22 protein-coding genes are annotated in these 25,267 nt (G+C 70.8%); 14 read left to right on the forward strand and 8 right to left on the reverse strand.

The annotated features are described in order from the left end of the window. Position 1 precedes the first annotated feature (1 nt). Genes DFJ64_RS06035 through DFJ64_RS06045 form a run of 3 tightly spaced genes read right to left on the reverse strand, consistent with a single transcriptional unit; the run spans position 2 to position 2,471 of the window. Positions 2 to 988: an AAA family ATPase gene (locus tag DFJ64_RS06035; protein ID WP_115849554.1), complete on the reverse strand. Its 987-nt coding sequence runs from the start codon at positions 986 to 988 to the stop codon at positions 2 to 4. Next, positions 970 to 1,551 carry a hypothetical protein gene (locus DFJ64_RS06040; protein ID WP_115849555.1) on the reverse strand — a complete coding sequence of 194 codons (582 nt, stop codon included), beginning with the start codon at positions 1,549 to 1,551 and terminating at the stop codon, positions 970 to 972. The genes DFJ64_RS06035 and DFJ64_RS06040 overlap by 19 nt, the downstream gene beginning before the upstream one ends. A gap of 50 nt (positions 1,552 to 1,601) precedes the next feature. Continuing rightward, positions 1,602 to 2,471, reverse strand: coding sequence for a DUF4129 domain-containing protein (locus DFJ64_RS06045; RefSeq protein WP_211310512.1), 870 nt, complete (start codon positions 2,469 to 2,471; stop codon positions 1,602 to 1,604). Positions 2,472 to 2,615: 144 nt separating this feature from the next. Here DFJ64_RS06045 and DFJ64_RS06050 point away from each other — a divergent pair, with 144 nt between their 5' ends. The 13 genes from DFJ64_RS06050 to DFJ64_RS06105 all read left to right on the forward strand — a co-directional run bounded on the left by DFJ64_RS06050 (position 2,616) and on the right by DFJ64_RS06105 (position 17,348). Further along, positions 2,616 to 3,563, forward strand: a complete 948-nt coding sequence (locus DFJ64_RS06050) for a carbohydrate kinase family protein (protein WP_115849556.1) — start codon at positions 2,616 to 2,618, stop codon at positions 3,561 to 3,563. A 313-nt stretch (positions 3,564 to 3,876) separates the two neighbouring features. After that, the gene (locus DFJ64_RS19385) at positions 3,877 to 4,035 is read left to right on the forward strand and encodes a hypothetical protein (RefSeq protein ID WP_170152513.1); all 159 of its coding nucleotides are present in this window, start codon (positions 3,877 to 3,879) and stop codon (positions 4,033 to 4,035) included. Positions 4,036 to 4,123: 88 nt separating this feature from the next. After that, entirely contained in the window at positions 4,124 to 5,350 is a 1,227-nt protein-coding gene (locus tag DFJ64_RS06055; protein ID WP_115849557.1) for an FAD-dependent oxidoreductase, read from the forward strand. A gap of 378 nt (positions 5,351 to 5,728) precedes the next feature. Then, on the forward strand, positions 5,729 to 7,540 hold the full coding sequence (locus tag DFJ64_RS06060) for an ABC transporter substrate-binding protein (RefSeq protein ID WP_170152514.1): 1,812 nt from the start codon (positions 5,729 to 5,731) through the stop codon (positions 7,538 to 7,540). A 132-nt stretch (positions 7,541 to 7,672) separates the two neighbouring features. Beyond that, complete coding sequence (locus tag DFJ64_RS06065) at positions 7,673 to 8,464, forward strand: SDR family NAD(P)-dependent oxidoreductase (RefSeq protein ID WP_115849559.1); 792 nt, start codon at positions 7,673 to 7,675, stop codon at positions 8,462 to 8,464. A 145-nt stretch (positions 8,465 to 8,609) separates the two neighbouring features. Continuing rightward, positions 8,610 to 9,686, forward strand: a complete 1,077-nt coding sequence (locus DFJ64_RS06070) for a Gfo/Idh/MocA family protein (RefSeq protein WP_115849560.1) — start codon at positions 8,610 to 8,612, stop codon at positions 9,684 to 9,686. Next, the gene (locus DFJ64_RS06075) at positions 9,683 to 10,585 is read left to right on the forward strand and encodes a DUF6807 domain-containing protein (RefSeq protein ID WP_115849561.1); all 903 of its coding nucleotides are present in this window, start codon (positions 9,683 to 9,685) and stop codon (positions 10,583 to 10,585) included. Before DFJ64_RS06070 ends, DFJ64_RS06075 begins: the two co-directional genes overlap by 4 nt. A 37-nt stretch (positions 10,586 to 10,622) precedes the next feature. Next, on the forward strand, positions 10,623 to 12,002 hold the full coding sequence (gene dinB / locus DFJ64_RS06080) for a DNA polymerase IV (protein ID WP_342768106.1): 1,380 nt from the start codon (positions 10,623 to 10,625) through the stop codon (positions 12,000 to 12,002). Positions 12,003 to 12,265: 263 nt separating this feature from the next. Beyond that, positions 12,266 to 12,649 (forward strand): VOC family protein, encoded by a 384-nt coding sequence (locus DFJ64_RS06085; RefSeq protein WP_115849563.1) that lies wholly within the window; start codon positions 12,266 to 12,268, stop codon positions 12,647 to 12,649. Positions 12,650 to 12,713: 64 nt separating this feature from the next. Beyond that, a complete protein-coding gene (locus DFJ64_RS06090) occupies positions 12,714 to 14,372 on the forward strand; it encodes an AlkA N-terminal domain-containing protein (protein ID WP_281268490.1) in 1,659 nt (552 codons plus the stop codon). Beyond that, positions 14,369 to 14,914: a methylated-DNA--[protein]-cysteine S-methyltransferase gene (locus tag DFJ64_RS20075; protein WP_115849565.1), complete on the forward strand. Its 546-nt coding sequence runs from the start codon at positions 14,369 to 14,371 to the stop codon at positions 14,912 to 14,914. The genes DFJ64_RS06090 and DFJ64_RS20075 overlap by 4 nt, the downstream gene beginning before the upstream one ends. 50 nt (positions 14,915 to 14,964) lie before the next feature. Continuing rightward, positions 14,965 to 16,140, forward strand: coding sequence for an NAD(P)/FAD-dependent oxidoreductase (locus DFJ64_RS06100; protein ID WP_115849566.1), 1,176 nt, complete (start codon positions 14,965 to 14,967; stop codon positions 16,138 to 16,140). 164 nt (positions 16,141 to 16,304) lie between these two features. Further along, complete coding sequence (locus DFJ64_RS06105; RefSeq protein ID WP_170152515.1) at positions 16,305 to 17,348, forward strand: lactonase family protein; 1,044 nt, start codon at positions 16,305 to 16,307, stop codon at positions 17,346 to 17,348. Positions 17,349 to 17,405: 57 nt separating this feature from the next. Here DFJ64_RS06105 and DFJ64_RS06110 read toward each other — a convergent pair whose 3' ends face one another. From DFJ64_RS06110 to DFJ64_RS06130, 5 genes are all read right to left on the reverse strand, one after another. Then, a complete protein-coding gene (locus DFJ64_RS06110; RefSeq protein ID WP_115851863.1) occupies positions 17,406 to 18,434 on the reverse strand; it encodes a zinc-dependent alcohol dehydrogenase in 1,029 nt (342 codons plus the stop codon). A 167-nt stretch (positions 18,435 to 18,601) separates the two neighbouring features. Then, positions 18,602 to 20,047, reverse strand: a complete 1,446-nt coding sequence (locus DFJ64_RS06115) for a rhamnulokinase (protein WP_115851864.1) — start codon at positions 20,045 to 20,047, stop codon at positions 18,602 to 18,604. 5 nt (positions 20,048 to 20,052) lie between these two features. Continuing rightward, complete coding sequence (locus tag DFJ64_RS06120; RefSeq protein WP_115851865.1) at positions 20,053 to 22,104, reverse strand: bifunctional aldolase/short-chain dehydrogenase; 2,052 nt, start codon at positions 22,102 to 22,104, stop codon at positions 20,053 to 20,055. Position 22,105: 1 nt separating this feature from the next. Continuing rightward, complete coding sequence (gene rhaI / locus DFJ64_RS06125) at positions 22,106 to 23,284, reverse strand: L-rhamnose isomerase (RefSeq protein WP_115849568.1); 1,179 nt, start codon at positions 23,282 to 23,284, stop codon at positions 22,106 to 22,108. Between the two features lie 23 nt (positions 23,285 to 23,307). Further along, positions 23,308 to 23,676, reverse strand: coding sequence for an L-rhamnose mutarotase (locus DFJ64_RS06130; RefSeq protein WP_245940965.1), 369 nt, complete (start codon positions 23,674 to 23,676; stop codon positions 23,308 to 23,310). A 279-nt stretch (positions 23,677 to 23,955) separates the two neighbouring features. On the opposite strand from DFJ64_RS06130, the gene DFJ64_RS06135 reads away from it, so the two are divergent. Continuing rightward, a complete protein-coding gene (locus DFJ64_RS06135) occupies positions 23,956 to 25,251 on the forward strand; it encodes a Gfo/Idh/MocA family protein (protein ID WP_245940966.1) in 1,296 nt (431 codons plus the stop codon). The last annotated feature ends 16 nt before the right edge of the window (positions 25,252 to 25,267 follow it).

A 25,267-nucleotide genomic window follows, 5' to 3' on the forward strand; every position in this document is an offset into this window, starting at 1 on the left:
GTCAGCGGGAGTACGACGGGAGGGCGTCACTCGCGGGTGTCGGGACGGCCGCGAGCACGTCCCTGACCACGCGCTCCGGCTCCACCCGTTGCAACCACATCTCGGGGCGCAAGGTGAGGCGGTGGGCGAGGGCGGGCACCGCGAGCTCCTTGACGTCCTCGGGGAGGACGTAGTCGCGGCCGGCGAGGACGGCTTTGGCCCGGGCCAGCATGAGGAGCGCCACCGACCCACGCGGCGACGCACCGACGAGCACGCGCTCGTCCGCACGGGTCGCCCGCACCACGGCGACGAGGTAGCGGCCGACGGAGTCCTCCACCGCGACCTCCTCCACAGCCGCTTGCATACGCAGCAGCGTCGGACCGTCGACGACGCGCGGGACCTCGGCTTCCTCGCGACGCCGCGCCATCCTCCGACGCAGGACGTCGAACTCCTCGTCGGAGTCGGGGTAGCCGAACGAGACCCGGAGCAGGAACCGGTCGAGCTGCGCCTCGGGAAGCGGATAGGTGCCTTCGTACTCGATCGGGTTGGCGGTGGCCAGCACGTGGAAAGGCGTCGGCAGACGGTACGTGGTTCCCTCCACCGACACTTGTCGTTCCTGCATGGCCTCCAGCAGGGCGGCTTGGGTCTTCGGCGGTGTGCGGTTGATCTCGTCCGCCAGCAGCAGGTTGGTGAAGACCGGACCGGGGCGGAACGTGAAGTCGTGGCTGCGCTGGTCGTACAGGAGGGAGCCGGTCACGTCCGCGGGAAGCAGGTCGGGAGTGAACTGGATCCGGCGGAACTCGACGCCGAGGGCCTGGGCGAACGACCGGGCGGTCAACGTCTTGCCGAGCCCGGGCAAGTCCTCCAGCAGGATGTGCCCGCCGGCCAGCACGCCGGCGAGGACCAGCTCGAGAGCATCCCGCTTGCCGACGACCACCTGCCCCACGGCGTCGAGCACCTCACGACACAGTCGGCTGACCTCTGGGACGCTCAAGGTCGAGGTTTCCACACGTCCTCCTCCAGGTGACGTCGCCGCTGCCCTATCCGTCGCTCGATCTCGCCGACCAGCGCGGCCAGCTCCGCCGGGGACGGCGGCCTGTCCCCTCCCACGCCGATCCGCTGGCCCGATCCGGCGCGGCGGGACGCCCGCACCCGGGTCGGGACAACCCCAGTCTCGAGGAATGTCCAGACCCGGTGCCCGAGGATGTCGCGGGCGCGCTCCGGATCGCTCGCCCGCGTGATCCCGTGGGCGGTCCGCAGCCGCTCGTCGACGAGGTCGCCGATCGCCGGGAGGACGGATCGCCGGAAGTACTCCCCGTCGCCGTGGACGAGCTCCAACAGCTGCTCCCAGCGTCGGACATCGGCGAAGGGACGGTCCGGCACGCCGTACCGGGGTCCCTCGACATCCTCCCGGACGGGTGAGGCCAGTCGGGCCGGCGCGCGGACCCCCGACGCGATCCGGGCACCGAGCAGGACGGCGAGAACGAGGGCCAGGATCAGCGGGTAGGGCACGCTCCATCGGAACAGCCCGGTCGCGACGAGGGAGAGAACAGCCGCGGTGCCCGCGGCCACGGCGAGGGTCCTAAGCGTCGGGCCGACGAACGGCCGGAGGGTCGACAACCTCACCGCACCGAACCCTCCGGGTCTTCCGTCCGCCGCGGGTCGTCCCCGGGCGGAGCGTCTTCTCCGGGCTCGAGCTCGCGTCCCCGCCGGGTCCCCTCGGCCTCGAGCGCCGAAGACCCACCGACCACACCCGCAGTGCGGACGGGCACGTCCTTCTCGCGCGGCAGAAGCTCACCTTGGATCCGCGTCAGGGTCGTGCGCGCCCGGACACGCATCTCCTCGTCCACGTCCCCCGGCGCGAAGCGGGCGTACCGGTAGAGGCGCGCGAGCTCGTCGAGGGGCTGCGGGCTCACCCGCTGACTGGTCAGCAGCCTCGCCACGAGGTCGGCGGGGGTGTCGTCCGGGCGCCGTTCATGTCCGGCCGCGGCGGCGGCCGTCTCCAACCGCAGCCAGCACCCGATGACGGCGCGTCGAGGGTCCTCGGCGTCGTCGGCGAGAGCGGCCAGACCGGCCGCGACGGCGGCGCGGACCTCCTCAGCCGTCGTCGATGGCGCTTCCCCGGTCGCCACCGTCACGTCCTGAGCGGGCGTGCGCCACCCGCGTGCCCGCCGAACGTACAGGCGAAGCAGGATGACCAGCCCCGCGAGGAGTGCTGCCCCGACGACGCAGGCCACCACCAGGACGAGTGCGGTCAGCCATGCCGGAGCCTGTCCCAGCTCCGCCGGCCCGAGCGGGGTGGGAGTCGGGAACGTGGGCGCCGCGGGCAGGGGCTCAGCGGGAGCGGGCTGGCCCGGGCGGCTCACCTCCGGGAGCGGCAGGCGCGTCGCCCGCGGTCCGGACATCATCGCCGCGGCCATGACGAGGAGGAGAAGCCCGGACGCCACGAGCGCCGGTCGCAGCCGGCGCGGGACACGCTCGACGTCCGCCACGCCGACACCCTAGACGCTCCGTACCGACTGGCCAGGCAGCCGAGACGAGAACCGACGGTTCCGGCCACCGCCCGCGATGACGCGCGACGACGCAGGCCGGTACCGTCCGGTCGTCCAGCGCCCGCGAGAGGAGGGACGTCGACCATGATCACGGTCATCGGTGAGGCGCTCATCGACCTCGTCGGCGACGGCACGGTCTACCGCGCCACTCCTGGCGGCAGCCCGCTCAACGTCGCCGTCGGCCTGGCTCGCCTCGGCGTTCCGTGTGCCTTGCTCGCCCGGCTGTCCTCCGACACCTTCGGTAGCCAGCTTCGAGACCACCTGCGCCGCAACGGCGTCTCGCTGCGCCACGCGGTGTCCGCGGCCGAGCCGACCACCTTGGCGTTCGCGTTCCTGGACGCCGAGGGGTCGGCACGCTACGAGTTCTACGTCGAGGGCACCGCCGACTGGCAGTGGACGCAGGACGAGCTCCCCTCGCCCCTCCCAGCGGAGGTCACCGCGGTCCACGCCGGCTCGCTGGCGGTGGCACTGCCCCCAGGAGCGCCGGTGCTCGAGGAGTTCCTGCGTCGCGAGCGCACCCGAGGCGCCGTCACGCTCAGCTACGACCCCAACATCCGACCTCACCTGTGTCCTGACAAGGAGGCCACGCGCGCGCGGGTCGAGCGGCAGGTTCGACTCGCGCACGTGGTCAAGGCGAGCGCGGAGGACGTCGCCTGGCTCTACCCCGACACCCCGCTCGACGAGGTCCTCCGGCGCTGGACCACGCTGGGTCCCCAGCTCGTGGTCCTCACGCTCGGCGCCGACGGCGCGGTCGCTCGGCAGCCGGATGGCCCCGAGGTACGAGTCGACGCTCCCACGGTGCGGGTCGTCGACACCGTGGGAGCGGGTGACGCCTTCACCTCCGCCCTCCTGGCCGGCCTCGCCCGGCGCGACCTTCTCGCGGTGCTGCGCGACGAGCGGGCAGAGCGGCTTCGCCACGACCTGCTCGCCGAGCTCCTCGCCGCCAGTTGTCGGGTGGCGGCGTTCACCTGCACGCGTCCTGGCGCGGACCCGCCCACCCGCGACGAGGTGGATCTCGACGCCCTCGCGTAAGGCATGCCGGCACGTTGTGATCACGACGCGTCACAGCGTCGAGCGAGGCAGATCGTGCTCGACGACATCATGATCCACAATCGCGTGACCTGCGCAGTTGCGCCAACGCCCTGCGAAATTGGGAAATAAATGGCATTCTTGGTCGCCTACCCGCGAAGGCTTCCCAGACGTCGACAACGAAACCGACCACACAACCACGAGGTGCTCTCCGCGTCCGCCGACGTCGGGATCTTCACGGTCCGTCAGGGGGACGCCTGACCGGCGCCGTCTGACACGGTCACCGCAGGGATGACGAGGCGACCGGGAGATTTCAATGGGCTGGAAGATTGTCGTGGCGATCATCGTCGCCGGGTTCGTCTGCGTCATGATCATTTCGATGATGGTCGGCGCCATTCGCAGCACCAGAGGCGGGCTCGACTGGGACCACACCACCGATCGACGGTTCCGCCCGTGGGACGACGAGGACCACTGAACGAGCCTGCGTGTCACACTGGGAGGGCGGTCCTCGTCTGCCTCTTCGGAGGATCCGAGCGGGCGAGACGACCCAGGTGGGGGGTGTCATGGCGGGTTCGCCACTTCCCTCCAGCACCACGGCCTGCGTCGTCGGCGGCGGTCCGGCGGGGATCATGCTCGGCCTCCTCCTCGCTCGGGCTGCTGTGGACGTCGTGGTCCTGGAGAAGCACGCCGACTTCCTGCGTGACTTTCGCGGCGACACCGTGCACCCCTCCACCATGACGGTCCTCGACGAGATCGGGTTGGGCGAGCGGTTCGAGCGGCTTCCGCACCAGAAGGTCACGAGAGCGCTTCTCCACCAAGCCGATCAGGCCATCCTCGTGGCCGACTTCGGTCAACTTCCCGGGCGCCACCCCTATGTCGCGATGGTCCCGCAGTGGGACTTCCTCACCTTCCTCGCCACGGAGGCCGCGCGCTATCCGACCTTCCACCTGTGGATGCGCGCCGAGGCCTACGACGTGCTCTGGGACGCCGATCGCGTCGCGGGTGTCCGCGTGCGCGATCCGAGCGGTGAGCACGAGGTACGTGCGGCGCTCACGGTCGCCGCGGACGGCCGGGACTCCACGATCCGGCGGGCGGTCGGGGCGCGGCCGCGCGAGTTCGGTGTGCCCATGGACGTCCTGTGGTTCCGGCTGTCCCGACGCCCCGACGACCCGCGCGCCGAGCTCACCGCGTGGTTGTCCCCGGGGCAGGCGGTGGTGCTGATTCCACGTCCGACGTACTGGCAGGTCGCGTACGTGATCCGGAAGGGCGGATACGAGGACGTGCGATCCGCCGGTGTCGCCGCCCTCCGCGAGCGACTCACCCGCACCGTGCCCTTCCTCTCAGACCGCGCCGACGAGATCACCAGCCTCGCCGACGACACGCGTGTCCTGCGGGTGCGGATGAACCGGCTACGCCGCTGGCATCAGCCCGGCCTGCTGTTCATCGGAGACGCGGCGCACGCCATGTCCCCTGTGGGCGGCTTGGGCATCAACCTCGCCATCCACGACGCGGTAGCGGCCGCCAACCGGCTCGCCGATCCCCTCCGGCGTCACCAGGAGACCGGTACGGCCGTGTCGGACGCCGTCCTCGCCGCGATCGCACGTCGCCGCCGCGTCCCCACCGTGATCACTCAGTGGTTCCAACGCGTGGTGCAACGCGTGGGCCTCCAGCGAGCTCTCAACGCCGACTCGACGCGTTTCCAGATTCCCGGCGCCGTCCTTCCCGTCGTCCGTCCTGTCCTCAGCCGCGTCGTCGGCCTGGGCGTCATCCCCGAGCACGTGCGGATCTGACGTCTGGACGACTCACTTTCGCGGGGCTCGCGGACCATCCCCAGGCGCCGAAATCGCCCGGGCCGAAATCGTCCGTTCTGGCGCGGTGATCTTGTTGCACGCCGAAAAGTGCTTCTAGACTCCGGGCACCGTTCATGCGAACCGATTCGACCGGATTTCCGGCTAGCGGGACGCCGGAAGAGATGAGGCGCCATGAACCCATTGGTGTCGCGCCCTGGTCCATTGACCAGACGAGATCTTCTGCGGGTCGGCGGAACAAGCTTGCTGCTCACCGCCTCCCTCACCGGCTGCCAGCTCCTGTCGACTGATCCGGCTCGACGCGAGGAACCCTCACGCCGCTCAGGAGGCGAACGCGGCGGTCAGGGGAAAGAGGCACCGATGCTCGCGGAGCAGGTGCGCAAGGGCACGTTGCCTCCACTGGAGGAGCGCCTCCCCGACGAACCAGTCGTCGTCAAGCCCGTCGAGCGAATCGGCGTGTACGGCGGGCAGTGGACCAGTGGGATCCTGGGTCCTTCCGACGGCGCCTGGCTCGGACGCACGGTCGGGTACGAGAACCTCATGCGCTGGGACCCGGACTTCACCACGGTCATCCCCAATGTCGCCCGCGAGATCACGGTGCACGACGGCGGACGCAGCTATGTCGTCCAGCTGCGCCCGGGAATGCGGTGGTCGGACGGCGAGCCCTTCACCGCCGACGACCTGGTCTTCGCCTACAACGACGTGCTGCTCAACACCGACCTGTTCCCGGTGCCGCCGTCGCTGTACTTGGTCGCCGGCGAGCCTGGCGACATCGAGAAGCTGGACGACCACTCGGTGCGGTTCACCTTCCCTCGCCCGAACAGCCTCTTCATCCAAAGCCAGGCCACGCCGTACGCCAACCACATCGTGATCATGCCGCAGCACTATCTGCGGCAGTTCCACCAAAAGTACAACCCCGACGCCGACAAGCTCGCCAAGCAGGAGGGCCACGAGACCTGGGTCGAGCTGTTTCTCGCCAAGACGGATCTCTGGATGAACAAGGACCTCCCTCGGCTGCACGCGTGGATTCCCAGGCGGGTATTCGGCGAGGGCGACCGGCTCATCTTCGAGAGGAACCCCTACTACTTCAAGGTGGATACCGAGGGAAACCAGCTTCCCTATATCGACCGGCTCGTCTACCGGGTGATCGCCGACCCACAGGTCATGGTCCTCGCCGCCTCCAACGGCGAGATCGACATGCAGGACCGCACGATCAACACGCTGCAGAACAAGCCCGTGCTCGCTCGCGGGCGGGAGAGAGGCGGGTACCGGTTCTTCGACGAGATCCCCTCCGACTCCAACGCGTGCGTCATCGCGCTCAACCTCAACCATCCCGACCCGGTGAAGCGTGAGATCTTCCAGAACAAGGACTTCCGCATCGGGTTGTCGCACGCGATCGACCGCGAGGAGATCATCGACGCCGTCTACCAGCGTCAGGGTGAGCCGTACCAGGTGGCTCCGCGAGACAGCTCGCCCTACTACGACGAGGAGATGGCCAAGCAGTACACCGAATACGACCCAGACCTGGCCAACGAGTACCTCGACCGAGCGGGCTACGTCGAGCGCGATGGGGACGGCTTCCGGCTCGGTCCGGACGGGAAGCGCATCACGTTCTCCATCGAGGTCCCCACCGCGTTCCGCGCGGAGTGGCCGGACACCGCGCAGCTGGTCGCGACCCACTGGCGCAGGGTGGGCATCGACGCGCACGTCAAGAACGAGGACCGGTCCCTGTTCGACCAGCGCACCGACGGTGGCCAGCACGACGCCGCGGTCTGGCAGGCCGAGGGCGGCGGCTGGATCGAGCCGCTCATGCGCACGGACTGGTACTTCCCGTCGGCGAACGAGTCCACCAACTACGCACCGACCTGGATGCGGTGGTACCAGACCCGAGGCAAGGAGGGAGAGGAGCCACCGCCGCCGGTGCGGCGGCAGATGGAGCTCTACGACCAGGTCCGCCAGACGATGGACGAGGAGCAGCGCGACGCGCTGCTTCGGGAGCTGCTCCGGATCGCGAAGGACTTCTTCTTCCACATCGGGACGATCCTGATGCCGCCGTCGTACGGGATCGTCAAGAACAACTTCCACAACGTGCCGAAGCAGGTTCCGCAGTCGTTCCTGTATCCGACGCCCGCGCCCACCAACCCCGAGCAGTACTTCATCAGCGACTCGTAGGCGCCACGCTCGACACGCGTCGTCCCCGGGGGGTGCCGGGCCGGTCGCCGGCCCGGCGTGTGCGCCGGTCCGCGCAACCCTTACGGTTCGATGCGTCCACGAGCGAGAGCTCAAGCGGTGGGAGGAGAGCCCATGGGTGACTTCGACGGCAAGGTCGCGCTCGTCGCGGGCGGCGCCTCGGGCATCGGGCGGGCGGTCGTCGAGCGGCTCGCCGCCGGCGGCGCGGCCGTGGTGTTCTGCGGAAACGTGCCCGAGCAGGTGCGCACCACCGAGGCTGAGGTCGGCGGCGCGGTCACCGGGATCGTCGCCGACGTCACGAGGTCCGCCGACGTCCGCGCCTTCGTCGACGCGGCGGTCACGAAGCACGGCGGCGTCGACGTCCTGGTCAACTCCGCCGGTATTCAACGCTACGGGACCGTCGAGGAGACCCCGGAGGAGCTGTGGGACGAGGTGCTCGCCGTCAACCTCAAGGCGATGTACCTCACCTCGAAGTACACCGTGCCGCACCTCCGGGCGCGCGGAGGTGGCGCGATCGTCAACATCGCCTCCGTCCAGGCGTACGCCACTCAAGACCGGGTGGTGGCCTACGCGGCGTCCAAGGGTGGCATTCTCGCGCTCACGAAGGCGATGGCGGTCGACCACGCCAAGGACGGGATCCGGGTCAACGCCGTCTGCCCGGGCTCGGTCGACACCCCCATGTTGCGCTGGTCGGCGGAGCTGCACCGGGGCGAGCGCACCGTCGACGAGGTGATCGCGGAGTGGGGACAGAGCCACCCGCTGGGGCGAGTCGCTCGCCCCGCCGAGGTCGCCGAGCTGGTGGCGTTCCTCGCCAGTGACCGGGCGTCGTTCATCACCGGCGCGGAGTACCGGGTCGACGGTGGGCTGCTCGCGACGATCCCGGTGGTGCTCCCCCAGCAAGTCTGAGGAGCCGCTCACCGTCGCGGGCACAGGGTGCGTCAGTCCACGCGGTCGTGGCCCTCGTCACCGTGTCCGGCCGTGGCCACAGGTCTGACGAGTGAGGGGCGAAGCCGGTAGCGTGCGTGGGAAAGCGCATTCCTCGGGAGGCTTGATGACACGCATGCGGGCGGGCATCGTCGGCACCGGGGGGATCGCGGGCTCCCACGCCCGAGCGCTGTCGGCGTACGCCGACCAGGTGGAGCTCGTGGCGATCGCGGAGATCGATCCCCAGCGGCGAGAGAAGTTCGGCAAGGAATGGTCGGTGCCGGGCCGCTACCCCACGCTGGCGGCCATGCTCGAGCGTGAGCGACTCGACCTGGTGCACCTGTGCACACCGCCCGGGGTCCACGCCACGGACGCGATCACGGCGTTGGACGCGGGCGCGACGGTGATCTGCGAGAAGCCGCCCTGCCTCTCCCTCGCCGAGTTCGACTCGATCCTCGAGGCCGAGCGACGGAACCCCGGCCACTTCGTCGGGATCTTCCAGCACCGGTTCGGCAGCGCGGGACAGGCCGCGCGTCGACTGATCCGCGACGGCGTCCTCGGTCGCCCGCTGGTCGCCGTCTGCCACACGCTGTGGTACCGCGGCGACGCCTACTACCAGGTCGAGTGGCGAGGGCGCTGGGACACCGAGGGCGGCGGGCCCACCATGGGCCACGGCATCCACCAGATCGACCTGCTCGGGTACCTCCTCGGTGACTGGACGGAGATCTCCGCCCGCGCGCCACGCCTCGCACGGGACGTCGAGACCGAGGACGTCTCCCTCGCCCACATGACGTTCGCCAACGGGGCGGTCGCGAGCGTCGTCAACAGCGTCCTGTCGCCTCGCCAGGAGAGCTACCTGCGTTTCGACTTCGAGCTCGGCACGCTCGAGGTGAGCCACCTCTACGGCTACTCCGTCGACTCGTGGCGCTTCACCCCGCTGCCCGGGTCACCCGCGGAAGAGCACCCGCCGTGGCCGCCCGAGGGCGAGGACGTGCCGAGCTCCCACCGCGCCCAGCTGGGCGCCGTCCTCGCCAGCCTGCGCGCGGGCGAGCGTCCGCCGGCGACTGGAGCGAGCCTGCGGCGCACGCTCGAGATCGTCACCGGCATCTACGCCTCGGCCTTCACCGGCCGCCCGGTGCGCCGCGACGAGCTGACCGCGGACAACCCCTTCTACCACCAGCTGAACGGAGGGTCGGGCGCATGACCAGCCTCAGCCTCGTCGGGGACGACACGTCCTTGTCGATCCGCGCCGGTGACGTCGAGCTGTGTCGGTACGTCTACGTCTCCGACGTCGCGCAGTTCGAGTCGCCGCGCCCCTACCTCCACCCGGTGCGCACGCTGCGAGGTCACCTGGTCTCGCTGTACCGACCGCACGACCACGTGTGGCACAAGGGCATCTCGCTCGCCCTGCCCAACGTCGGGGAGGCGAACTTCTGGGGTGGCCCGACGTTCGTACGCGGCAAGGGCTACGTGCAGCTCCCCAACAACGGCACCCAACGGCACGAGGGCTTCGACGTCGCGGACGTCGCCGACGGTGTGGCTCGGATCCGGGAACGCCTCACCTGGGTCACCGAGCAGGGCGAGACGTGGCTGACGGAGGTGCGAGAGCTGCGCGTCTCGCCGCTCGCCGACGAGTCCGCCTGGCGGCTGTCGTTCGCGACGGCCCTCACCAACCGGCGTGGGCGTGCGATCCCGTTCGGCAGCCCCACGACCGAGGGCCGTCCCAAGGCGGGCTACGCCGGGTTGTTCTGGCGCGGGCCGCGGTCGTTCAACAAGGGAGCGATCCTCGCCTCCGACGGCCCAGGCGGGCCCGGGATGATGGGCGAGCGCGCCGCCTGGCTCGCCTACGTCGGCAAGCACGACGAGGTCGACGCCAGCTCCACCGTGGTGTTCCGCGACGCCGCGTCGAACCCCGGGCATCCGACGAAGTGGTTCGTGCGCGACGACCCGTACGCGTGCGTGTGTCCGGCTCCCTTCTTCGACGAGGTGGTGGAGCTGCCGGACGGTGAGACGCTGTCGCTCCAGTACGACGTGCTGATCGCTGACGGCGCCTGGGACAGCGAGCGGATCGCGTCCACACTGGCCGCCCTCCCCGCGCTCTAGGACCCAGCGCCACCGGAGACGCGGGCGGGACGGAGGCGTGCGGGACGGCCGCCGCTCGGCGACGTTCGTCCTCGCCCTTCGGGTGCAGGACACCGGCCGTCGGCTTGAGCACGTCGGCGCACTATACGAACATATGTTCGTGCTCGTGGAGCCGTCCATCCTGCACGCCGACCTCGACGCGTTCTACGCCTCGGTCGAGCAGCGCGACGATCCGTCCCTGCGCGGTCGACCGGTGATCGTCGGCGCCGGCGTGGTGCTCGCCGCGAGCTACGAGGCGAAGGCGTACGGCGTGCGGACCGCGATGTCCGTCGCCCAGGCTCGCCACCTGTGTCCGCCCGCGATCGTCGTCCCACCCCGCCTCTCCGCCTACACGGCGGCGAGCAGGGACGTGTTCGACGTCTTCCGGCGCACCACGCCGCTGGTCGAAGGGCTGTCCATCGACGAGGCGTTCCTCGACGTCAGCGGCCTGCGCCAGCTGGTCGGTCCGGCCGCCGACATCGCCGCCGACCTGCGGCGTCAGGTGCGCGAGCACGTCGGCCTGCCGATCACGGTCGGGGTGGCCACCACCAAGTTCCTCGCCAAGGTGGCCAGCGGGGTGGCCAAGCCCGACGGGTTGCTCGTCGTGCCCGCCGGCGGCGAGCTCGCCTTCCTCCACCCGCTTCCCGTCGAGCGGCTGTGGGGCGTCGGTCCGGTGACGGCGGCCAAGCTGCGTGAGCGTGGCATTCGGACGGTCGGCGACGTCGCGCGGGCCGGGGAGCCGGCGTTGGTGGCGATGCTCGGGCGCGCGCTCGGCCGACGCGTCTACGCGCTCGCGTTCGCCCGCGACCCTCGTCCGGTCCAGGTGGGACGACGCCGGCGATCCATCGGCGCGCAGCGGGCGCTGCGCCGTCAGCAGGCGACGTCGGCGACCGTCGGCGCCACCATCGTCGCCCTCGCCGACCGAGTGACTCGACGGATGCGCGCGGCGGGCCGGGTCGGCCGCACGGTCGTCCTGCGGCTGCGCTTCGGTGACTTCACGCGTGCCACCCGATCGCTGACCCTCCCCCACCCGACGGCGCGAACCGACACGATCCTCGCCGCCGCGCGACGGCTCCTGGCCGACGCGCGGCCGCTCACCGAGCGGCGTGGCCTCACCTTGATCGGCCTCGCGGTCACCAACCTCGCGGACATCCGGTCGATTCCGGCGGTCCAGCTCCCGCTTCCCTTGGAGGAACCGCACGCGGCGGGACATCTCGCGAGGACGACACCGGCTGCGGGAACGGCGCATCGTGGGGAACTTCCGGGACTCGGTCACGTCGACTCCGCCCTCGACGCCGCGGTGGATGGCGTCCGCTCTCGTTTCGGCACCTCAGCCATCACCCGGGCGGTGCTCCTCGGGCGCGACACCGGCATCACCGTGCCCCTGCTTCCGGACTGACGCGTCACCCCAGAGGTCCCATGGGACCGCTTGAATGCTGCGCGCAGGACCCGCGGCGGGCTGATCCGACGGCCCGAGGGGAACGGGCGTCACCTCGCCCTGGCGCACGGCGGTTGCGCCGCCAGGGGGAAGGCGAGAGGCTGGAGCGTGTCGGAGTCGCCACGGACAGCGACCCCAACACCACCCGCCGCCCGTCTCCCGCCACCAAGGCCACGGCGGGCGCACGACCTCACACGCGCCACACGCGCGGGAAGGAGGCGGCCATGGGACGGCCAGTCGTGCACTTCGAGATCACCGGACGAGACGGGCAAGCGCTTCGGAGCTTCTACACCCGGCTGTTCGACTGGCAGATCGACGCGGACAACCCGATGGGCTACGGGATGGTCGCCCGGGAAGGCAACACGACCGAGGACGGCGTCGGGATCGGCGGTGGCATCGCCGGCATGCCCGAAGGCGAAGGTGGCGGATACGTCACGTTCTACGTCTCCGTCCCGGACGTCGAGGCCACGCTCACCCAGGTCGAGAGCCTCGGCGGGAGCCGGGCGCTCGGCCCCGAGAAGATCTCCGACGACCTCGTCATCGGGCAGTTTCGGGACCCGGAGGGCAACCTGATCGGCGTCATCCAGGCGATGTCACAGTCTGCCTGAGCACCCACATCCCGGGCTGAGCGCAGCGGGCTCCGGCACGGCGGCGTCCCCCACGCTGGCGTCCATGTCCGATTCCCGCCAGCGCCGGTGGACGCCGCGTGCCAAGCTCGGCAGTGTGCTGCCCTCGTTCGACCAGTGCTACCGAGCCGTGGAGTCGCGGGACCAGCGCTTCGACGGCTGGATCTACGTGGGGGTGACCTCCACCGGGATCTACTGCCGGCCGAGCTGTCCCGCGGTGACACCGCGACGGCGCCATGTCCGGTTCTTCCCCACCGCGGCCGCCGCCCAGCAGGCCGGGTTCCGCGCGTGCCGGCGGTGCCGACCCGACGCCGTACCCGGCTCGCCGGAGTGGGACGTCCGGGCCGACGTCGCCGCCCGCGCGATGCGACTGATCGACGACGGACTGGTCGAGCGGGAGGGGGTCACCGGACTCGCGGCCCGTCTCGGCTATACGACTCGTCACCTCAACCGCATCCTGGTCGCCGAGCTCGGGGCCGGCGCACTCGCCTTGGCCCGGGCCCGTCGCGCGCACACGGCCCGACTGCTTCTGGAGACCACGACCCTGCCCATCACCGACGTGGCGTTCGCCGCCGGCTTCGGCAGCGTTCGGCAGTTCAACGACACGGTGCGCGCCGTCTTCGGGGCCACGCCGAGCGCGGTCCGGGATGCCGCCCGACGTCAGACGCCGACGGATGGCGCGGTCGCGATCCGCCTGCCCTACCGCGGGCCCTACGACGTGGAGGCGACCTGGCGCTACCTCGCCGACCGCGCCGTGCCCGGCCTGGAGGAGGTGACCGACCAGACCTACCGACGCGTCCTCCGCCTCCATCACGGCACCGCGGTCGTCGAGCTGTCCCCGGCTGATGGGTTCATCCGCTGTGCGCTGCGCCTCGCCGACCTGCGTGACCTGGGGTCGGCCGCGGCCCGCTGCCGCAGGCTGCTGCACCTCGACGCCGATCCCGACGGGGTCGTGGACGCGCTGGGGTCCGACCCGCTCCTCGGACCGTTGGTGCGCGCCCGACCGGGTCTGCGCGTCCCGGGGAGCGTCGATCCGCTCGAGGCGGCGGTTCGCGCGATCGTCGGTCAGCAAGTCTCCGTCGCCGCGGCGCGAACGGTCGCCGCTCGGCTCGTCACCAGCTACGGCGAGCGGCTCGCCGCTCCCGTCGGCTCGCTCACGCACGCGTTCCCGTCAGCGGCGGCGTTGGCCGAGGCCGACCAGCTGCCGATGCCGCGCGCGCGGGTCCGCACGATCCGTGCGCTCGCCGCCGCTGTGGCAGCCGGGGATCTGCACCTCGACCCAGGCACGGACCTCAACGAGACCACCGCCGCCCTCCGCGCCGTCCCAGGCATCGGGCCGTGGACCGCCTCCTACATCGCGCTGCGCGGTCTGCGGGACCCCGATGCGTTCCCGGCCAGCGACCTCGGTATCCGTCGCGCGCTCGCCGGCCTCGGCGTCCCCGACGAGCCGCGTACGATCGCGACCCTCGCGGAGCGCTGGCGACCCCTGCGAAGCTACGCGGCGCAGCACCTGTGGACCTTCCGCAGCGTCGATCCCGCGGGTCGAGCCAGGAGCGATCGACCAGGGGGCGAGAGGCTGGACACCGATCGACCCAGGGCCGGTCACCCTCGAGACAGCAGCGCGGGCGCGAGGACTGGCCACGCGAAGGCTCGGCGGACGGACACCCACCACGGCACCATCCGAAGGCGAGGACACGCAGCATGACCGCGAACACCACACGCTCCACCACGGACGCCGTGGCGCTCGGCCCCGCCGCCACGGGCCACGTCGACACCGTCACCGTCGACTCCCCGGTCGGCGCGTTGGAGCTGCGCGCGCGTGCGGGGTTCCTCACCCACGTCCTCTTCGTCGGGTCGGCGCCGATCGAGACCGTGGACACCGACAACCCGGTCCTGCGCGCGGCGGTGGAGCAGCTGAACGCCTACTTCGCCGGCGAGTCGACCGCGTTCGACCTCCCCTTGCGGCCGGAGGGAACCCCGTTCCAACAGCGGGTCTGGGCCGCGCTCGCCGACATCCCCTACGGCGAGACCCGCACCTACGCCGAGATCGCCCGCGCGATCGGTGCACCCACCGCGTATCGAGCGGTCGGCGCGGCCAACGGACAGAACCCGCTGCCGATCGTTCTCCCCTGTCACCGGGTCATCGGCTCCAACGGTTCGCTCACCGGATACGGCGGAGGCATGGAGCGCAAGCGGATCTTGCTCGAGCTCGAGGCGCGGGTTCGTCTCCAGCGCGAGTTCGCCTAGCCGACTCCGCGGGCACGGGTCCTCGCGGCGGTGTGCCACAGTGGGAAAGCATGCGGGTCGTTGTGATCGGTGCGGGGATCGTCGGCGCGAGCACCGCCTACCACCTGGCCACGCGGTACGGCACTCGCGGGGACCTCGACGTCGTCCTCGTCGACCGCGAGGACGCCGGTCGAGCGACGGACGCGGGCGCGGGCATCGTCTGCCCGTGGATCTCGCCCTACGTCGACACTCGCTCCCCCGCCTACCAGCTCAACGTGCGCGGTGCGAGCTACTACCCCCGCCTGCTCGCCCGGCTGGCGGAGGCCGGCGAACCACATTCTGGTTTCTCCGCCGTGGGAGCGGTCTTCGTCTCACCCGATCCCGACGAGGTCGCCCGCGCCTACGAACACCTCGCGGCCCGGACCGCGCGAACTCCCGCGGCGGGCGTCGCCACACGGCTCCAGCCAGAGGAGGTTCGGAGGCTCTTCCCTCCACTGCGCGCGGACCTCGGCGGCGTCCACGTCAGTGGAGGCGGACGGGTCGACGGCAGGGTCCTCCGTGACGTCCTGCTACGTGCGGGCTCGCGGTTCGGGGTGCGGCGACTCACCCGATCCGCCCGTCTTCTCCTCGACCACGACCGCTGCACCGGCGTCGTGGTCGACGGCCCCGGTGGCGGCAAGGCGATCAGGGCGGACGCGGTGGTGGTGGCTGCTGGAGCGTGGAGCGACCAGATTCTCGCCCCGACAGGCGTTCGCGTCGGTGTGGCGCCCCAGAAGGGTCAGATCGTCCACTTGCACGCACCGGACACCGACACCTCGAGCTGGCCGGTGATCCAGCCGGCTGGCTCCCACTACCTGCTGGCGTTCCCGGGCGGCCGGATCGTGGTGGGCGCGACCCGCGAGGACGGGTCCGGCTACGACGTCCGGATCACCGCGGCGGGGTTGCGCGAGGTCCTCTCCGACGCCCTCGCGGTGGCGCCTGGGCTCGGTGACTTGACCGTCCTGGAGACCCGCGTCGGCCTGCGTCCGCTCAGTGACGACGGCCTGCCCGTCGTGGGACGCCTCCCCCACGACGAGAACGTCGTGGTCGCGACCGGCCTCGGTGCGACGGGACTCACCGCCGGCCCCTACGTCGGCGCGCTGGCCGCCGCCTTGGCGCTGGGCGAGGACCTCGACGTGCTCGAGGACGACACGCCCAACCAACCACCTCTCGACCTGGCGCCGTTCCGCCCGGGTCGACATCGCTGACCGGCAGAGTCGCCTCGGCCGGCCCGATTCCGCGGTCCGGCGCAGTCGGGCGCGGCAGGCGGTGCGCCGGGGTGACCGGATCACGCCGATCCGTGGTGCGACGCGGACGCGGGGCGAGGTGACCCGGTAGGTTGCAGGCGAGCTCGGACGCTACGGAGGCACAGGTGGCTACCTCGCGACTGGTCTACATCGGCTCGTTCACCAAAGGCGCCGGCGGTGAGGGCACCGGCATCAGCCTGGCCCGCCAGGACCCGACGACGGGAGCGCTTGAGCTCGTGGGGGTGGTGGCGGAGACGGTCTCCCCGGCGTTCCTCGCCTTCCACCCGAACGGCCGCTACCTGTACGCGGTCAACGAGCAGGCGGACGCGTCCGTCGTCGCGTACGCCGTCGAGGGGGACGGGGCTCTCCGAGCGCTCGGCAGCCAGCCGACCGGCGGCAAAGGCGCCTGCCACCTGACCGTGCACCCCTCCGGACGGTACGTGCTCACCGCGAACTACGGCAGCGGGCACGTGTCGGTGCACCCGATTGGCGACGACGGCTCGCTCGGGCCACGGAGCGACCTGGTCCAGCACGTCGGTTCCGGCCCGAACCAGGCCCGGCAGGAGGGACCGCACGCTCACCAGGTGCGGGTGGATCCCTCGGGTCGGTGGGTGCTGGCGGTCGATCTCGGCATCGACGCGATCCTCACGTACAGCCTGGACCTCGACACTGGCCGGCTGACGCCGGGTCCGGTCGCGGCGACCGCGCCCGGAGCCGGGCCCCGCCATCTGGCGTTCGGGGCGGACAGCACCGTGCATGTGGCCGGTGAGCTGGACTCGACCGTCACCACGTACACGCTCGATGCGGAGACAGGCCGACTGGAGCGCCAAGGCGTGGCGCCGTCGACGGTGGCGGAAGCTCCGGAGACCAACTACCCCTCCGAGATCGCGATCAGCGACGACGCGCGCTTCCTCTACGTCGCCAATCGCGGGCTGGACGTCATCGGCACGCTGTCGGTCTCAGGGACCGAGGTCAAGCCTGTGGCCGACACCCCGACCGGCGGCGCATGGCCGCGGCATCTCGCCGTCATCGGCCACCACCTCTACGTCGCCAACGAGAGGTCCCACGAGGTCACCCACTTCGTGTTGGACGAGCGGACGGGCGTGCCGCAGCAGGCGTCCGACGTGCTCCGGACCCCAAGCCCGGCATGCATCGTGGCCGCGCCCTGACCGGACGCACGCTGCCGTCCCGGCCGCGCGCTGACACCGGCCACACGCTGGCGGCGCTCAACTGTCACCGGGGAAGACGAGAACCTTGCTCGCCGGGTTCTCCCCTCGGGCGAGCGCGGCGAACGCCTCGGGCGCTCGCGCCAGGCTGACCCGGTCCTCGATGAGCCGAGCCAGCTCGGGTGGGGCCGTCGCCACCCACGCCGCGGTGTCAAGGAAGTCCTGCTTGGTGTAGCAGTAGCTGCCGGTCAGCGTGCGTTCCTCGATGCTCACCGCGTACGCGGAGATCGACACCTTCGGCTCGTGCATGCCGACCAAGACGACTCGCTCGCCGGGCGCGCACACGCTGAGCGCGCTCCGCAGGGAGGACGACGAGCCGACCGCGTCGAGGGCGAGCGTAGGCGCGCCGCCGAGTACCTCCGCGACGACGTCGGTGAAACCGTCGTCGTTCGGGTCGACGCTGGGAACGCCGATGTCGGCGAGCAGAGCCCGGCGACCGGCGTGAGGTTCGGAGACGACGACACGCTCGGCACCCTGCCGCCGCGCCGCCAGCGCGCACGCCTGCCCGATCGGCCCGCCACCCACGACGAGCACCCGGTCGGTCGGCCCGCAGCCACCCCTGGCCGCGGCGTGGTGACCGACCGCGAGCGGTTCGATGAGCGCGCCGTGCTCAGCCGGCATCGTCTCCGGCAGCTCCACGACATTGGCCGCGGGGACCGCCATGAGCTCGGCGAAGGCGGAGCTGAGCGCCGGATCCACGCCGATGATCCTCCGCCGAGGGCAGCGATAGTCCAGCCCGGCCTGGCACGCGTCGCAGCTCCCGCACGCGAGCACCGGGTGGACGGTCGCCAGGGTGCCCGGCTCCAGACCCGTGACCTCGGGCCCGGTCGCCACGACACGGCCAACGGTCTCGTGTCCCATCACCTGGCCGGGGAAGCGCCGGCCGTTCTCGCCGGTGAACCCGTGGATATCGGATCCGCAGATGCCGGTGGACACGACGCGGAGGAGCACCTCGCCGGGGCCTGGGACGGGATCGGGCCGGTCCTCGACGGCGATTCGCCACGGTCCATGGAAGACGAGCGCGCGCACCAGTGTCCTCCTGTCCAGGTCGACGGACGCCCGCACCATACCCAGGGCATCCGGGTCGGGCGTATGCCGTGTCGACAGGCTGACACCTCCTCGACACGGACCGTCCGGTTCCGGCCCGAGCGGCGTTCGCGCGAGCTGGGTCGTCGACGACCCCGAACGTGCGCCCGTCAGCTCAGGTGAGGCAGCCAACGCTCGTGGTCGCGCGGCTCGTATCGCCGCAACGACTGCGTCCGCCGCACCAGCTCCCGTCCGTGCGCGCGGTCGCGGACCACACCCGCGGCGCGCGCCTGGACGAGCAGGTTGCCGATCGCCGTCGCCTCGACCGGCCCCGCCACCACCGGGCGTCCGCAGGCGTCCGCGGTGAGCTGACACAGCAGTGTGTTCTGCGCGCCGCCGCCGACGATGTGCACGACGTCCACCCGGCGACCCGACAGACGCTCCGCGAGCCGGATCACCCGCGCGTGTGCGAGCGCCAGGCTGTCGAGGACGCACCGGGTGACCGCGGCCGGCGTGGTCGGCTCCGGCTGACCGGTCCGCCGGCAGTAGGCGCGGATGCGCCCCGGCATGTCACCGGGCGGGAGGAACTCGTCCGACTCGGCGTCGATGACACTGCGCAGCGGTGGCTCGTGCTGGGCGGCCTCGAGCACCTGCTCCAGCGCCACCTCGTCCCCGGTGTCCCTCCAGTGTCGCAAGGACTCCTGCAGCAACCACAGACCGGTGACGTTCCGCAGGTACCGGATGGTCTTGTCGACGCCGACCTCGTTGGTGAAGTTGGCGGCGAGGCTCTCCTGCGTGCGCACCGGCGCGTCGAGCTCCACGCCCACCAGTGACCAGGTGCCGCAGGAGATGTAGGCGAAGTGCTCGTCCTCCGCGGGCACGGCGGCCACCGCGGACGCGGTGTCGTGCGAGGCGACGGTGGTGAGCAGCACCCGGTCAGTGACGCCGAGCCGGGAGCGAAGCTCTGGGCGGAGCGGTCCGAGCTGCTCCCCCGGCTCCCGCAGTGGCGGGACAAGACGCCGCGGCAGCCCCACGGCCTCGAAGACCGCGTCCGACCAGGTCCCGGCGGCGACGTCGTACAGCTGGGTGGTGGAGGCGATCGTGCGTTCCGCGCCGATGGTTCCGCCGAGCCGGTAGCACAAGAGGTCCGGGATCAGGAGCAGGGTCTGGGCGCGCTCGAGGTCCTCGGGCCGCTCGGCCAAGAGCTGGTAGAGCGTGTTGATGGCGATGAACTGCAGCCCGGTCGCCTCGTACAGGAACGCGTCCCCCACCTGGGCGCGGACCCGCTCCATCACTCCCGTGGTGCGGCTGTCACGGTAGTGCGCCGGGGGCGCGAGCAGCATGCCCTGGTCGTCGAGCAAGCCGTAGTCGACACCCCAGGAGTCGATCCCGATCGACTCCACCGCGCCGTGTCGGTTGGCCTCCCGGAGTCCGGTGAGCACTCCGTCCCACAGCGCTTCGATGTCCCATGACAAGCGTCCTTTGACATCGATCGGCTCGTTGGGGAACCGGTGGACCAGCTGACACTCCAGCTGGTCCGGTCCGATCCGACCGAGCACGACCCGTCCACTGGACGCGCCCAGGTCGACAGCCGCGGCGATGAGGGAGCTCGCCATCGCGATCACCGTAGGAACGCCGCGGCCACGCCGCTGTCGACCGGGATGTGCAGCCCCGTGGTCAGGGACAGGTCGCCGGCGGTGAGGGCCACCACCGCCGCCGCCACGTGGGAGGGCAGCACCTCCTTCTTCAGGAGTGTCCGCTGGGCGTAGTACTCACCCAGCTTCTCCTCGGGCACGCCGTAGACCTTGGCCCGTTCGGCGCCCCACCCACTGGCGAAGATGCCCGAGCCGCGGACCACCGCGTCGGGGTTGATGCCGTTGACCCGGATCCCGTAACCGCCGAGCTCGGCGGCCAGCAGCCGCACCTGGTGCGCCTGGTCCGCCTTCGCCGCCCCGTAGGCGATGTTGTTGGGACCGGCGACGACACCGTTCTTGCTGCAGATGTAGATGATGTCCCCGCCCATGCCCTGGTCGATGAGGATGCGGGCGGCCGCCTTGGAGACCAGGAACGAGCCACGGGCCATCACGTCGTGCTGCACGTCCCAGTCCTCGGCCGTCGTCTCGAGCAACGGCTTGGAGATCGACAGGCCGGCGTTGTTGACGACGAGGTCCACGCCGCCGAAGGCGAGGACCGCTTGCTCGAGGGCGGCCCGCACCTGCTCCTCGTCGCTGACGTCCACCGTGACCGGCACCGCGACGTCGGTGGACCCGATACCGGCGGCCACCTCAACCGCGGCCTCTGCCTTCACGTCCGCGACGACGACGCAGGCTCCTTCGGACGCCAGTCGCTCGGCGATCGCCTTGCCGATGCCCGAGCCAGCCCCGGTGACGAACGCGACCCGCGTGGCCAGCGGCTTCGGCTTCGGCATCCGACGCAGCTTCGCCTCCTCCAGCGACCAGTACTCGATGCGGAACTTCTCGCGCTCGTCGATCGGCTGGTACGTCGAGATGGCCTCGGCGCCGCGCATCACGTTGATGGCGTTGACGTAGAACTCGCCGGCCACCCGCGCGGTCTGCTTGTCCTTGCCGAAGCTGAACATGCCCACACCGGGGACGAGCACGATCGCCGGGTCGGCGCCGCGCATCGGCGGACTGGTCTCGTCGGCGTAGCGCTCGTAGTAGGCGCGGTACTCCTCACGGTAGGCGGCGTGCAGCTCTTTCAACCGCCGCACCACGTCGTCCAACGGCGCCGTCGGCGGAAGGTCCAGCACCAGCGGCCGGACCTTGGTGCGCAGGAAGTGGTCGGGGCAGGAGGTGCCCAACGCCGCCAGCGCCGGATGCTTCTCACTGGCGAGGAAGTCGAGGACGACGTCGCTGTCGGTGTAGTGACCGACCTGCGGTCGGTCGGTCGAGACCAGACCGCGGACGATCGGCAGCAGGGCCGCCGCACGCGCGTGCCGTTCCGCCTCCGGCAACGGCTGGTACTCGGTGATGACGGCGCCGAACGGCTCGGGGCGACCGTGCCGGTCGATGTACTCCTGGCAGGTGCCAATGATCTCCAGCGAGTTCGCCTCGCACTCCTCGGACGTGTCGCCCCACGCGGTGATGCCGTGCCCACCGAGGATCACCCCGATCGCCTCGGGGTGCTCGCGTTTGACCTTGGCGATGTCCAGCCCGAGTTGGAACCCGGGGCGACGCCAGGGCACCCACAGCACGCGGGACCCGAAGCACTCCTTGGTCAGCCGCTCCCCGTCCGCGGCGGTGGCGAACGCGATGCCGGAGTCGGGGTGGAGGTGGTCGACGTGGACCGCGTCGACCAAGCCGTGCATGGCGGTGTCGATGGACGGGGCCGCGCCGCCCTTGCCGTGCAGGCAGTAGTCGAACGCCGCGAACATCTCGTCCTCGTACTCGACCCCCCGGTAGACCTTGGTGAGGGCGCGCAGCCGGTCCAGGCGGAGGACGGCGAGCCCGTCCTCGGTCAGCGTGCCCAGGTCACCACCGGAGCCCTTGACCCACAGCAGCTCGACGCTCTCGCCGGTCACCGGGTCGATGCCGGTCGCCTTGCACGAGGCGTTGCCGCCCGCGTAGTTCGTGTTGCGGGGGTCCGATCCGAGGCGGTGGCACCGTTCCAGCAGCTCCGCCACCGCTGGTGGCGTCGTACCCGTGGACGTCACGTCACGCACCCCATCCCGCGGCTTGGCCGCCCTTCCGCTCCTCACGGACCCGCTCGGCGTGCCCGGAACGACGGTAGGCGGCCAGCGGGTCGGGGTCGATGCCCATCTCCTCGCGTACCTCGGCCAGCAACGGGCGAACGTCAGTGTTGTACGCGTCCATGAGGATCGCGTTGGCCTCGAGCACGTCGCCGTTGGCCTGCGCCTTGGCGAGCGCGTCCGAGTCGACGAGCAACGCCTTCGCGGTGGCCTCCTGGACGTTCATGACCGAGCGGATCATCGCCGGCACCTTCGGCTCGATGTTGTGGCACTGGTCGAGCATGAACGCCACGTTCGCCGACGCGTCCAGCGCGCCGGCCTGCACGATCTCGTGCATGATCCGGAACAACTGGAACGGGTCGGCGGCGCCGACCATGAGGTCGTCGTCGGCGTAGAAGCGACTGTTGAAGTGGAAGCCGCCAAGCTTTCCTTGCCGAAGCAGGAAGGCGACGATGAACTCGATGTTGGTGCCCGGCGCGTGGTGGCCGGTGTCGACGAGCACCTGTGCCTTGTCGCCGAGCTCCACGCAGTGCGCGTAGGACGTGCCCCAGTCCGGGATGTCTGTGGCGTAGAACGCGGGCTCGAAGAGCTTGTACTCCAGCAGCATCCGCTGCCCGTCACCCAACCGCTGGTAGGTCGCGGCGAGCGCCTCGGCGAGCCGATCTTGACGAGCCCGCAGGGAGTCCTGTCCCGGGTAGTTCAGACCGTCGGCGAACCACAGGCTGAGGATCGTGGAGCCGGTCGCGTCCATGATGTCGACGCACTCGAGCAGATGGTCGAGCGCCTTGGCGCGCACCGCCGGATCGGGGTTGCAGACACTCCCGAGCTTGTAGTCGTCCTCCTGGAAGACGTTGGGGTTGATCGCGCCGATGCTGATGCCCTTGTCCCGCGCGTAGGCCGCGAGGTCGGCGTAGTCGTCGACCTTGTCCCAGGGGATGTGCAGCGCGATGCTGGGCGCGACGCCGGTGAGCTGGTGGACGAGGGCGGCGTCGTCGATCTTCTCGTAGGGGTTGCGAGGGACGCCCTCCTGCGCGAACACCTTGAAGCGGGTTCCCGAGTTCCCATAGGCCCACGAGGGCGTCTCGATGCGCTGGGCACGCAGAGCGGCCTTCACGGCGGCTTTGCCGCTGGCGTTCGCGGTCATCTGCTCATCTCCGTCCTACGTGCTCAGTCGAGGTGGAAAACCTCGTCGAGCGGTCGCATATCGGTGTCGGCTGCCCCGGACTCCAGATTCTCGAAGAACGGTGCCATCTCAGCCTGCCAACGACGGTTGACCTCGCGCTGGGCCATGCCGGCTTTCGCGGCCTCGAAATCCTCGGTCTCGAGGTAACCCACCAGGAGGCCGTCGTCGGACAGGAAGAGCGAGTAGTTGTGCCAGCCGGTCTCTCGCAAAGCCTGCTGCATTTCCGGCCAGACGTTGCGGTGTCGCTCGCGGTACTCCTCGAGACGGTCAGGCTTGACGCGCAACACGAAGCACACCCGCTGCATGAGTGCCGGCCCCTTCCCAGGCGCGTGGAGCGCCGCTCGATCGCCCACGACGCGAGCGACGGCTCGCGCGCCAGCCTCGTGGCGCCCGCTCGCCGCAACACTCTGGATCGCCTGAATCGTTTCATGGGATCGTAGGAACGCCCAGATACCCGGTCAACGGCGGCGTCCTCGACAGGTCAGGCCGGATTCGGCACGCGACCCGGGCCCGTGCGGTCGACGAGGACCGCACCGCCGCGAGCGCCACGTCGGCCTGGCACCATCGACCACGCAAGGGCGACCGCACAAGGGCCCGCCGGGCCTCGTGACATGACAAGGGAGCGAACGCACGTGAGGGCGGACCACGCACCAATCGATCGACCAGTCACCTTCGCGATCCTCGGCGCCGGTAACCGGGGAACCGTCTACGCGGACTGGATCGCCGCGCATCCGGAGCGTGGCAAGGTCGTCGCGGTCGCCGAGCCGCGGGACCACCACCGAACCACGCTCGCCCGCCGTCACGGCATCCCCGCGGAGCGTTGTTTCTCCTCCTGGCAGGAGCTCGTCGCCGCCGGCCGCGTGGCCGACGCCGCGATCATCGCCACCCAGGACGCCGAGCACGTGGCGCCGGCCGTCGCACTCGCCGAGCTGGGCTACCACCTCGTCGTCGAGAAGCCCATGGCGCCCGACGAGCAGGGTTGCCGGACTCTCGTCCACGCCGTCGAGAAGGCGGGCGTCATGGTCGCCGTCTGCCACGTGATGCGCTACACGCCGTACACGCGTCTGCTCAAGGAGATCGTCGACTCCGGCCGGATCGGCACCGTCGTGAGCGTGCAGCACTTGGAGCCGGTCGGCTACTGGCACCAGGCACACTCCTACGTCCGGGGCAACTGGCGCCGTGAGGACGAGTCGTCACCCATGCTGCTGGCGAAGTCCTGCCACGACATCGACTGGCTGCGCTACGTCGTGGGTGCGCCGATCGAGCGCGTCTCCAGCTTCGGTTCGCTCCTCCACTTCACCCGAGAGAACGAGCCCGAGGGAGCCGCGGACCGCTGCCTCGACTGCGCGGTGGAGCCTTCGTGCGCCTACTCGGCGAAGAAGATCTACCTCGGCATGATCGAGCGCGGCCACACCGGCTGGCCGGTGCACGTGCTGACGCACGACCTCACCGTGGAGGGGGTGACCCGCGCGCTGCGCGAGGGCCCGTACGGCCGGTGTGTCTACCGGTGCGACAACGACGTGGTCGACCACCAGGTGGTGGCCCTGGAGTTCGCCGGCGGCGTCACCGCGACCTTCACCATGACCGCGTTCACCGAGCCCGGGCTGCACCGGCGTACCCAGATCTTCGGCACCAAAGGGAGCATCGACGGTGACGGCGTGAACATCCGGGTGTACGACTTCCTGACCGACCAGACCGAGGAGCACGTGGTGCCGTCGCTCGGGGCTGACGCCGGCTCCGGCCACGGTGGCGGTGACGCGGGTGTGATGGACGCCTTCACCCGCGCGCTGCAGAGCGGTGACCCCTCGCACATCAAGTCCGGTCCTCTGGAGTCGTTGGAGACTCATCTCGCTGTCTTCGCCGCCGAGCGCGCGCGGCACGCCGGCACCGTCGAGAAGGTGGGGCAGCCGGCAACGGCGCTGGCCTGAGAGGTGCCCAGCTCAG

Source organism: Thermasporomyces composti (assembly GCF_003386795.1).
Taxonomy (GTDB): Bacteria; Actinomycetota; Actinomycetes; order Propionibacteriales; family Actinopolymorphaceae; genus Thermasporomyces; species Thermasporomyces composti.

What these genes read in the sequence shown, in the direction of transcription:
- DFJ64_RS06050 (WP_115849556.1), top strand. Translation starts at nt 2,616, where the DNA reads ATGATCACGGTCATCGGTGAGGCGCTCATCGACCTCGTCGGCGACGGC.
- DFJ64_RS19385 (WP_170152513.1), top strand. Translation starts at nt 3,877, where the DNA reads ATGGGCTGGAAGATTGTCGTGGCGATCATCGTCGCCGGGTTCGTCTGC.
- DFJ64_RS06055 (WP_115849557.1), top strand. Translation starts at nt 4,124, where the DNA reads ATGGCGGGTTCGCCACTTCCCTCCAGCACCACGGCCTGCGTCGTCGGC.
- DFJ64_RS06060 (WP_170152514.1), top strand. Translation starts at nt 5,729, where the DNA reads ATGCTCGCGGAGCAGGTGCGCAAGGGCACGTTGCCTCCACTGGAGGAG.
- DFJ64_RS06065 (WP_115849559.1), top strand. Translation starts at nt 7,673, where the DNA reads ATGGGTGACTTCGACGGCAAGGTCGCGCTCGTCGCGGGCGGCGCCTCG.
- DFJ64_RS06070 (WP_115849560.1), top strand. Translation starts at nt 8,610, where the DNA reads ATGACACGCATGCGGGCGGGCATCGTCGGCACCGGGGGGATCGCGGGC.
- DFJ64_RS06075 (WP_115849561.1), top strand. Translation starts at nt 9,683, where the DNA reads ATGACCAGCCTCAGCCTCGTCGGGGACGACACGTCCTTGTCGATCCGC.
- DFJ64_RS06085 (WP_115849563.1), top strand. Translation starts at nt 12,266, where the DNA reads ATGGGACGGCCAGTCGTGCACTTCGAGATCACCGGACGAGACGGGCAA.
- DFJ64_RS06090 (WP_281268490.1), top strand. Translation starts at nt 12,714, where the DNA reads ATGTCCGATTCCCGCCAGCGCCGGTGGACGCCGCGTGCCAAGCTCGGC.
- DFJ64_RS20075 (WP_115849565.1), top strand. Translation starts at nt 14,369, where the DNA reads ATGACCGCGAACACCACACGCTCCACCACGGACGCCGTGGCGCTCGGC.
- DFJ64_RS06100 (WP_115849566.1), top strand. Translation starts at nt 14,965, where the DNA reads ATGCGGGTCGTTGTGATCGGTGCGGGGATCGTCGGCGCGAGCACCGCC.
- DFJ64_RS06115 (WP_115851864.1), bottom strand. Translation starts at nt 20,047, where the DNA reads ATGGCGAGCTCCCTCATCGCCGCGGCTGTCGACCTGGGCGCGTCCAGT.
- rhaI (WP_115849568.1), bottom strand. Translation starts at nt 23,284, where the DNA reads ATGACCGCGAACGCCAGCGGCAAAGCCGCCGTGAAGGCCGCTCTGCGT.